The 9,434-nt window shown below is 44.2% G+C and carries 9 protein-coding genes; 7 read left to right on the forward strand and 2 right to left on the reverse strand.

Annotated features, from left to right (window positions below; translation table 11 throughout):
• Positions 1–123: 123 nt before the first annotated feature.
• Entirely contained in the window at positions 124–540 is a 417-nt protein-coding gene (locus WR49_RS19770; protein WP_017058068.1) for a VOC family protein, read from the forward strand.
• 144 nt (positions 541–684) lie between these two features.
• Here the strand turns inward: WR49_RS19770 and WR49_RS19775 are convergent, their stop codons facing one another.
• Positions 685–1,605 (reverse strand): DMT family transporter, encoded by a 921-nt coding sequence (locus tag WR49_RS19775; protein ID WP_077681757.1) that lies wholly within the window; start codon positions 1,603–1,605, stop codon positions 685–687.
• A gap of 268 nt (positions 1,606–1,873) precedes the next feature.
• On the opposite strand from WR49_RS19775, the gene WR49_RS19780 reads away from it, so the two are divergent.
• Positions 1,874–3,274, forward strand: a complete 1,401-nt coding sequence (locus WR49_RS19780; protein WP_046225155.1) for an alpha-amylase family protein — start codon at positions 1,874–1,876, stop codon at positions 3,272–3,274.
• A gap of 90 nt (positions 3,275–3,364) precedes the next feature.
• Here the strand turns inward: WR49_RS19780 and WR49_RS19785 are convergent, their stop codons facing one another.
• A complete protein-coding gene (locus WR49_RS19785; protein ID WP_046225156.1) occupies positions 3,365–4,339 on the reverse strand; it encodes a LysR family transcriptional regulator in 975 nt (324 codons plus the stop codon).
• A gap of 100 nt (positions 4,340–4,439) precedes the next feature.
• On the opposite strand from WR49_RS19785, the gene WR49_RS19790 reads away from it, so the two are divergent.
• From WR49_RS19790 to WR49_RS19810, 5 genes are all read left to right on the forward strand, one after another.
• Positions 4,440–5,792, forward strand: a complete 1,353-nt coding sequence (locus WR49_RS19790; protein ID WP_046225157.1) for an MATE family efflux transporter — start codon at positions 4,440–4,442, stop codon at positions 5,790–5,792.
• Between the two features lie 122 nt (positions 5,793–5,914).
• Positions 5,915–6,160 (forward strand): hypothetical protein, encoded by a 246-nt coding sequence (locus WR49_RS19795; RefSeq protein ID WP_046225158.1) that lies wholly within the window; start codon positions 5,915–5,917, stop codon positions 6,158–6,160.
• 368 nt (positions 6,161–6,528) lie between these two features.
• On the forward strand, positions 6,529–7,533 hold the full coding sequence (locus WR49_RS19800) for a response regulator (protein WP_029627230.1): 1,005 nt from the start codon (positions 6,529–6,531) through the stop codon (positions 7,531–7,533).
• Position 7,534: 1 nt separating this feature from the next.
• Positions 7,535–7,972: a PAS domain-containing protein gene (locus WR49_RS19805; RefSeq protein WP_017058076.1), complete on the forward strand. Its 438-nt coding sequence runs from the start codon at positions 7,535–7,537 to the stop codon at positions 7,970–7,972.
• Positions 7,973–8,581: 609 nt separating this feature from the next.
• Positions 8,582–9,434, forward strand: an 853-nt coding sequence (locus WR49_RS19810; protein WP_046225159.1) for a GMP reductase, incomplete at its 3' end; no start/stop codon positions are given.

Below are 9,434 nucleotides of genomic sequence, written 5' to 3' on the forward strand. Positions count from 1 at the left end.
TATTACATAATTTGTGAACTAAAAACGCTCTCAAAATAAATACAAATTAGGTCTTTACCTAAACTTAACTTTAGGTATTAGGATATACAACGTTGCTTACGAGAATACTTTAAGGAGAGAAGAATGATCCAACTTGAACATGTAAATTTAGTCGTTAAGGACATCCCTGAAATGCTGACATTCTATAAAGCGGCGTTCCCTCATTGGTATGTCCGTGATGAGGGAAAAGGGGAGTGGTCAGGTAAGCCACGCAATTGGCTGCATTTTGGTGACGAATATCAATATATTGCACTGAGTGATCACGGTGAAGGAGAAAACAGAGACTTGGCAGGGCATTCGGTTGGTCTCGCGCATTTTGCTTATGTGACTCATAACATCAATAGCGTGATTGAGCGCCTTATTGATGCGGGTTTCCCAATAGCCAAACCCGGCGCCGAAGAACCTTATCGTAAAAACGTCTATTTTGTAGACCCGGCTGGCTTTGAAATTGAATTCGTTGAATATCTGAGTGATGATCCCAAACTACGCAATGCCACGTAATAAAAATCGTTTATCGACTTGGTTTGCTAACGCTAGTTTGTTCGAAATAAACGACTAAGAAAGAGTGCTAGGAAAGACTTACAGAAAAGGGCAGTGTGGATTATTCCGCAATGCCCTTTTTAAACTTGGCTTAAAGGTAGGAAATTACTTCATGCCTAGCTTTTGGTCTTTCGCTTTAAGGGGCGTCAGCAACTGTTTGCCAAACACATTGATTAGCGCGCCTGTTACAATGAGGCCACCACCTAAGTACGTCCAAGCCGATGGGATTTCATTGAAGATCCAAACACCTAATAGTGCAGAGAATACGATCTGAATGTATGAGTAAGCCGACGCCTTACCCGCAGCTTGGGTTTGCATCGCCTTGGTTAAACCATATTGACCTATTTGTGTGAAAACCCCGACGAGAACCAGCATCACAGTCAAAAATAAGCTGGGCCATACAAAGTCGCTCCAAATTAAGGCTGTGGATATTGGCATGGCAACCAGTGGGAAGTAGAAGATGATCACTGAGCTGTCTTCCGTTTGGCTAAGCTTTCTCACAATCACATACGCAATCGAGCTACCAAACGCACCGCACAATGCCACCATAATGCTGAACAGGGGTAACTCACTGCTCGCGCCAGTGTTTATGCTTGGCTGAACCATCACCAGTAATCCTGCTAGACAGAATGCAATGCAGATCATCGTTGATTTCTGGACGCGTTCTTTCAGGAATAACACACCGAGCAACGCGGTAAATATTGGATGGACGTATTGCAAGATAGCGGCTTCTGCTAGCGGCAGCGTCGTCACCGCATAGTAAACGCACATCAACGCAGCTGTACCGACAACACCACGCAGGAAAAGAAGTGGTTTGTTGTGACCCCAAATCGAAATGCCCTTTCGTTTCACATCAATATAACTGATGAGCAAAGACACCAAAGCTCTAGCTGCGACAATTTCAAATACAGGTATGCCATAGCTGCTAATGTACTTTACACAAGCCGACATTAGTGCGAATCCAAAAGCGGAGAGGAGCATGAACCTAACCCCGACAGGGATCAGTGAAAAAGAGAAAGAAGGCATAAAAATATCAATCAGTTGAGGGAAGTGGAATCATAACGTAGTTTTGGAGAGCCGACCAAAGGCTTTGTCTGGTTCCCGTCAACTTAATTCAATTAATTCTCATTTCAGCATGGTTTGCTTTTTATCCTACATAATATCGGTTACAGCTCAGTTTTATAAAATCCCCCTCAACAGAAGGTGACGCTAATTCAACTCTGATTTATCCGCCGTTTTCATTGTCTCTGCTATTCATATTATTTCTGTGAATCTATAATGAGAGATATGTTCTATGAAACCAATAAATACCCTACTCATATCCACGCTCGCGCTTTGCTCTTTTAGTTCTGCCACATATGCCGACACCATCCTTCATGCTTTCAACTGGAAGTACTCAGACGTAACAGCCAATGCCAATCAAATTGCCCAAGCTGGCTACAAGAAGGTGCTGGTTGCTCCGGCAATGAAATCCAGCGGTAGCCAATGGTGGGCGCGTTACCAACCACAAGATCTGCGTACTATTGACTCTCCTTTGGGGAACAAACAAGATTTAGCCGCAATGATCACCGCACTTAAAGGCGTAGGTGTTGATGTTTACGCTGATGTTGTACTCAACCACATGGCGAATGAAAGCTGGAAGCGAAGTGACTTGGATTACCCAGGCACAGAAGTGCTAGACGATTATGCCAGCCGTTCAAGTTACTATGCCGACCAGACTCTGTTTGGCAACTTAGGGCAAGGTTTTGTCTCGGCTAACGATTTCCATGCCGCAGGCTGTATTTCAGATTGGAACGATCCGGGCCATGTTCAATACTGGCGTTTGTGTGGTGCCGATGGTGATGTGGGTCTCCCAGATCTAGACCCAAACAACTGGGTAGTGTCACAACAGCGTTTATACCTGAAAGCGTTAAAGGACATGGGCATCAAAGGTTTCCGAATTGATGCAGTGAAACACATGAGTCAGTACCAAATCGATCAAGTGTTTACGTCTGAGATCACAGCGAACATGCACGTGTTTGGTGAGGTTATTACCAGTGGTGGAGCAGGGAATAGCGGCTATGAGTCATTCTTAGCGCCATACTTAAACAACACCAATCACTCTGCGTACGATTTCCCGTTGTTTGCATCGATTCGATCAGCGTTCTCAATGAGCGGCGGTATGAACCAGCTGCATGATCCAAAAGCGTACGGCCAAGCATTGGATGACAATCGCTCGATCACCTTCGCGATCACGCACGACATTCCAACCAATGACGGCTTCCGTTACCAAATCATGGATCCACAAGATGAACAGCTTGCTTACGCTTATATCCTTGGTAAAGACGGTGGCACACCTTTGATCTACAGTGATGATCTTCCTGATTCTGAAGACAAGGATAACGGTCGTTGGGGCAATGTTTGGAACAGTTCGACAATGAAAAACATGTTGAGCTTCCATAACGCAATACAAGGCAAATCAATGACGATGATTTCGAGCGACCAGTGCACTTTGTTGTTCAAGCGTGGTAAAGAAGGCATAGTTGGTATTAATAAATGTGGTGAAACGCGTGGCGTGACCGTTGATACTTACCAACATGAGTTCAATTGGCATGTTCAATATAAAGACGTATTGAGCAGCGCCACAGAAACCATTTCTTCTCGCTACCATACGTTTAATTTACCACCACGCAGTGCACGTATGTTTAAGCTTTAATACTTGTGCAATAAAGTGAAATACGATTGTTAGATAGCATAAGCCGCAGTAAGTTCTGCGGCTTATTTGTATCTGGGCTAAGGCTTACCGTTACTGTTGCTCGCTGATAACACCAGACCAATGATTTTGATGGGATAGCGCTTTCAACAATTCGATCTCTTTCTCTGTCTCTATTTTAAGCCAATCAATGAGATCATTAATCACAGGCGAGTGAGTGCGTTGGTGGATGAAATAGGTCCATGCACTGTTTTGGATCTTGGCATTCTTCGGGCAATACAAGAAGCCACGTTGTAGATCTTGTAAAACCAAAAGCAAATCCGTCACTGTGACACCTTCACCCGATAAGCAAGCGCTGAGTGCCATATCCAAGGACAAGAAGCTGGTATTTCTGACGGGCTTTTTCGGTGGGAATTCGACATCGGCCAACCATACTTTCCAATCATGGTGATCTAAGGTTGGATGCAGCCGTGGCATGGTTAAGATCGAATCGAGGTCGGTGTCTTTATTTGTTGAACTGGCGGAATGAGTTAAGCTCGTGGAGCAGACTGGCGCCATAAACTCTTCACGCAAGAAAGTGATGTCAGGAGCGTTGTTGTATCGTTTTTTGAATCGAGTGTGGAAGATTAACAAGTCGTATTCGCTGCTGTTGATCGCTTCATCCTCTTCAATCACAGGAACTATCACGATCTCGTAATCTAGGTAGCGTTCGTTTAATTCACGTACCTTAGAGATCAATACTCGCGTAGCGAAACTCAGAGTTGCTTTGATCACAATACGTTTTTGTTTCGGTTCACTCCAAGAGGCGATCACCGACTCGATATTGCCGTAACTTTCACGCAAAGCGACATACAAATCATGACCTTGTACCGTTAATTCAATCGCTCGATGTTTACGAATGATCAGCGATGCGTTCAGCTCATCTTCAAGCTGCTTGATCTGACGGCTGATTGCACTCTGTGTCACGTTAAGCTCATCGGCAGCCAACGTAAAGCTCATCAGCCTTGCAGCCGCTTCGAAGGCTTTTAAGCCATTATGGGAGGATGGCAAGCTAGGATATGGGGTCATAATTCGTTCGCATGAGTTTTTGGAATGTTAGAGTCGCAAATTTATCAATTGAACGCCAGCCCCATCGATCGTATTTTGGGCGAAATTAACTGAGGCGCTCATGAAAAAAATACTCACTCTCGCATTCCCTTTGATCATTTCACAGCTGATATCCATGGCTTTAGTCCTTACCGATGTTTGGATGATGTCGCGAATCAGCGTGTCAGCGCTTGCGGCTGGTGGCTTAGGTGCCTCTATCTACTTCTTTATCTTCATTATTGCGAGCAGCACTGTCGGTTGTGTCGCAAACCTAATTGCTATCGCGTATGGTCAGCGCGTGGCACGCCCTGAGTTTGGCAATACACAAATCAGACTAGCGGTGAAAGGCGCAACCATGTTGGCATTCGTGCTCAGCGTGACTTTAATGGCAAGTTTCTGGTTTGCTCCGTTGGTGTTGGAAGTGGCTAAACAACCTCAAGAAGTGATCACTTTAGCGATGGAATATGTGCACGCCCTAAAATGGGTGATGTTGCCTTCGCTTATCTTATTGGTGCTGCGTGGCTTAACCAGCGCGTTTGGTAATGTGCGTTCTATTCTGGTGATGTCGGTTATCACTGTGATTTTGAATGTACCCGTCAGCTACTTCTTAACCTTCCAATTAGACATGGGCTTAACGGGGTTAGGGCTAGGTACGGCTATCGCGGCATTCATCGTAATGATTGGCTACACGGTTTGGGTGTTCAAGCGTGACGAATTCAAGCAGTTCGCCCCTTGGCTAAACACCGAAGAGTACTCCATTAAGCTGATGAGCCCACTTTTAATGATGGGTTTACCTATCGGCTTGGCGGCGTTACTTGAGCACGGTTTGATATACGGTGGCACTTTAATGGCGGGCACTATCAGTATTGCTTCGTTAGCTCTACACCAAATCTTACTGCAATGTTTAAGCTTTACTTGGAACTTCAACTTCGGCTTTTCACAAGCAGCCGCTATTTTGGTTGGCCGTGATTTTGGTGCGGGTAACTACGAAGGAATTAAAAGAACCTCGATTCAAAGCTTTATACTGGTGTCGGTATTGAGTGTGGTCTTGTCTGCTGTGTTCATCTTATGGCCGGAAATGATTGCTTCTATCTTTAAGCTAAATGATGGCACTGGTGCAATGACGTCGCTACTGGCTTCGGTTATCTGGGTCGTGGCGTTGTGTTTTATTGTTGATGCTTGGCAGTTGCTGGCAATTAACTTGCTAAGAGGGATGAAGATTGTCTCGATGCCAACGGTGATGACTGCCATTGGTTATTGGGTATTTGGTCTGCCTGCCGCTTGGTACTTGATGGCAAAATTTGAATTGGCAGGGATCTGGGGTGGAATCGGCGTTGGCTTGGGTGTGACTGGTATTCTGCTGCTTATCCAACTGATGTTTGTCATTCAAAAGAACAGCAAGTCTCCGGAGCTATCGAATCATGCTTATTCATGAGTGGCTTGTACTGCTAGCCTCGAGTTATAACCTTTTATTATAGACCTTGGTCTTACAGAAACCGAGCACAAAGGTGGCTAAAATGATTTGAGCTGCTCATGATTTTATCAAGGAATACACAAATGGAAGTTGGACTGTTCTGGGCTGAAAAAGGAATGTTAGTGCTTGGCGCACTGTTTGTTTTAACGAGCATAATGCAGTACGGAAGACGCAGTAACGATTGGAAAGGCGTGATTACGATGCTCTACAAGCGTATTCCAATGAATATTGCGGAATACAAATGGTACCGACTCGGTATCGCGTTGTTGGTTTTTGCCGTGATTATACGTTTCGCATTGTTGATTCTATGGCCTACCTATCAGTTCTAGCTTTTTGTATTTGCTCTGATGTATAAGACATCTGTCATTAGCTCTCACGTGTTGGATATATCAAAGCGATAAATGCATGAGTAAACCGAGCCTTAATATACTCATTTATTCAAGTTATTATTAAAGATATCATTTAATAGAATTAGTGCTATTACTCCATATAATAGTGCAGTTAGTTGATTAATAATAATTGTTATTATCTTTGTAGCATATTGATTTACATAAAGAATAATACAAGATGATAGCTCACCCGCCTGTTTTATCATTCTTACTAATAATCTACACATAAATCCATTCACCCCGTACCTGATACCATAATGATCTGTTACACTCGTCCGAATTAGCTTTAATTTGTCGGTGGTGCATTTATGTCGTTCCCAGTTCTTATATGTGATGATTCTGCGTTAGCAAGGAAGCAGATGGCTCGATCATTGCCTAGTTCTCTAAATGCAGATATAACTTTTGCTGTTCATGGGCTTAATGCACTTGAAGAGTTAGCTCAAAACCAGTTTAAACTGATGTTTCTTGATCTCACCATGCCGGAATTAGATGGCTATGGCACATTGGAAGAGATGCAACGTTTAGGTAATACCACGCCTGTTGTGGTTGTTTCTGGTGATATCCAACCAAAAGCGCAACAGAAGGTCATGGACCTTGGTGCCAAAGCGTTTTTACAAAAGCCGATCGATAAAGAAGCGTTAAAAGCCATTTTACGCGAGCATGTTGAGCCACCGAAACAGCCTCAACTCATTACGCCTTCGCCTCTAGAGCTGCCAATACTTCGCCGACGCGATATATACATGGAAGTGGCTAACGTTGCGATAGGCCGTGCAGCTGATGCATTGGCGCGTCACTTTAATGTATTTGTGCACTTACCATTGCCGAACGTGAACATCTTCGAAGTGAGTGAATTGCATATGGCACTTCGTGACCTAGCAGACAACGACCAAGTATCGGGTGTTTGCCAAGGCTTCAGCGGAGAAGGCATTGCGGGTGAAGCGTTAGTCTTGCTGAGTGATTCCAGCGTGAGCGACCTTAAAAAGCTCATGAAGGTACCAACAGACAGCGAACAGCTTGAAGAGTTAGAACTGTTGATGGATGTGTCGAATATCCTTGTTGGTTCTTTCCTTAACGGGTTAGGGGAACAATCAGAAGTCCGTTTTTTCCAGAGCTCTCCTGTTTTACTCGGCCAACACATCTCAATTGATTCTGTCATCGAAAATACCAGTGGCTCGTTTAAGAAGACCATGACCTTTGAAGTCAGCTACAACATAGATGGCACTTCCATCCGTTGTGACCTTCTGTTTATGTTCGTGGACGAATCCCTGCCTCTTCTAGACAACAAATTGGCCTACTTAATGGAGGAGTTTTAATATGCTGAATCTTCCTGCTGAATTTGAACAGTTCCACTGGATGGTGGACATGGTTCAGAACGTCGATATGGGGCTGGTGGTCATTAACCGTGACTTTCAGGTACAAGTTTGGAATGGCTTCATGACTCACCATAGCGGTAAGCAATCGCATGACGCGATCGGTAAGTCTATCTTTGAACTGTTCCCTGAGATCCCTGAAGAGTGGTTTAGGCTCAAAACCAAGCCAGTCTACGATTTAGGCTGCCGTAGCTTCATTACATGGCAACAAAGGCCTTATCTGTTTAAGTGTCGTAATGTTAGGCCAGTAACTCAACAAGCTGATTTTATGTATCAGAACGTGACACTGAACCCGATGCGTTCGCCAACAGGCCAAGTCACCTCATTGTTCTTGTCTATTCAAGATGCGACAGCAGAAGCCTTGATGTCTCAAAAGGGCTAACACATCTTCTAGCTCGATTATTAAATAGCTTTAAAAGAGCGCTCCGAACATCAAAAAAATGGCTAAGGTGAGAACCTTAGCCATTTTTTTGATGTCTATGCTTCGGGTGTGTTTCCAAACTGGGGCTAAATGTAAGGTCATGAGATTGCTGACTTGGTCGAAAACGAAGAAAATTTGGAAAAAGTCGAATTTATTTAAGAAAAAAGACATTTTTTGTTGGAGAAAAGTATAAATTTTATGTGATTTAGAGGCATTTTCTTCACATATTTGCTTAGTGAGAGGGGGGATTGAGCGAGAAAGGGAGAAAACGATTGCGCAATAAACCGACAGCGTTTGCGTTAGAGGCTCTCTAAGTTGTTAATTAGTAAGGATTTAGTAGCAAGGTGTAACTGAGGGTTTTTACCAGATATGGAATCTTTGAGAGGATAGCATAAAAAAAAGTGAAATATCAGACTTGCTGTTACTAAATCACGACCTATAATGCTGAAAACCGGAGCGTCTGCCAACGCTCCGGTTTTTTTGTGTCCGAAGAAAAGTAAACTCGTCTGCCAACGGTTTTACTACGCATTTCGCGAGAGACACATCATTATATGAATCAAGGAAAACACCATGCGTATCGAACAAGAACTTAAGTTAGGTTTCAAAGATGTACTCTTCCGTCCGAAGCGTTCTACCCTTAAAAGCCGTTCTCAAGTTGAATTAACCCGCGATTTTACATTCAAGCATAGCGGTCGTCAATGGTCTGGTACTCCAGTAATTGCTGCGAACATGGATTCGGTAGCAAGCTTTGAAATGGCAGCTGCTCTAGCAGAGCACGGTGTGATGACTGCGGTACACAAACACTACACAGTAGAGCAGTGGGCTGAGTTTGCTAAAACAGCAGACAAGAAAACACTGAACAATGTATTTGTTTCAACGGGTACATCTGAAGCTGAGTTTGAGAAAGTTAAGAAGATCATGGCGCTTAGCGAAGACTTCGTATTTATCTGTATTGATATCGCTAACGGCTACTCAGAGCATCTAGTTGATTACGTGCAAAAAGTACGTGCTGAATTCCCAAACAAAGTTATCTCTGCCGGTAACGTTGTAACCGGTGACATGGTTGAAGAGCTAATCCTAGCGGGCGCAGACATCGTTAAGGTTGGTATCGGCCCTGGTTCTGTTTGTACTACACGTGTTAAAACAGGCGTAGGTTACCCTCAACTTTCTGCAATCATCGAGTGTGGCGACGCAGCACACGGCCTTGGCGGCATGATCATCGGTGACGGTGGCTGTTCATGTGCGGGTGACGTATCTAAAGCGTTCGGCGGCGGTGCTGACTTCGTAATGCTAGGCGGTATGCTAGCAGGTCACTCTGAGTCAGGCGGCGAAGTTGTAGAGCAAGACGGTAAGCAATTCATGAAGTTCTACGGCATGTCTTCCCAGTCGGCTATGGACAAGCACTCAGGTGGTGTTGCTAAGT

The sequence above is a fragment of the Vibrio sp. ECSMB14106 genome, from assembly GCF_000972265.1.
Lineage (GTDB): Bacteria > Pseudomonadota > Gammaproteobacteria > Enterobacterales > Vibrionaceae > Vibrio > Vibrio kanaloae.

What these genes read in the sequence shown, in the direction of transcription:
- WR49_RS19795 (WP_046225158.1), top strand. Translation starts at nt 5,915, where the DNA reads ATGGAAGTTGGACTGTTCTGGGCTGAAAAAGGAATGTTAGTGCTTGGC.
- WR49_RS19780 (WP_046225155.1), top strand. Translation starts at nt 1,874, where the DNA reads ATGAAACCAATAAATACCCTACTCATATCCACGCTCGCGCTTTGCTCT.
- WR49_RS19800 (WP_029627230.1), top strand. Translation starts at nt 6,529, where the DNA reads ATGTCGTTCCCAGTTCTTATATGTGATGATTCTGCGTTAGCAAGGAAG.
- WR49_RS19775 (WP_077681757.1), bottom strand. Translation starts at nt 1,605, where the DNA reads ATGCCTTCTTTCTCTTTTTCACTGATCCCTGTCGGGGTTAGGTTCATG.
- WR49_RS19770 (WP_017058068.1), top strand. Translation starts at nt 124, where the DNA reads ATGATCCAACTTGAACATGTAAATTTAGTCGTTAAGGACATCCCTGAA.
- WR49_RS19805 (WP_017058076.1), top strand. Translation starts at nt 7,535, where the DNA reads ATGCTGAATCTTCCTGCTGAATTTGAACAGTTCCACTGGATGGTGGAC.
- WR49_RS19785 (WP_046225156.1), bottom strand. Translation starts at nt 4,339, where the DNA reads ATGACCCCATATCCTAGCTTGCCATCCTCCCATAATGGCTTAAAAGCC.
- WR49_RS19790 (WP_046225157.1), top strand. Translation starts at nt 4,440, where the DNA reads ATGAAAAAAATACTCACTCTCGCATTCCCTTTGATCATTTCACAGCTG.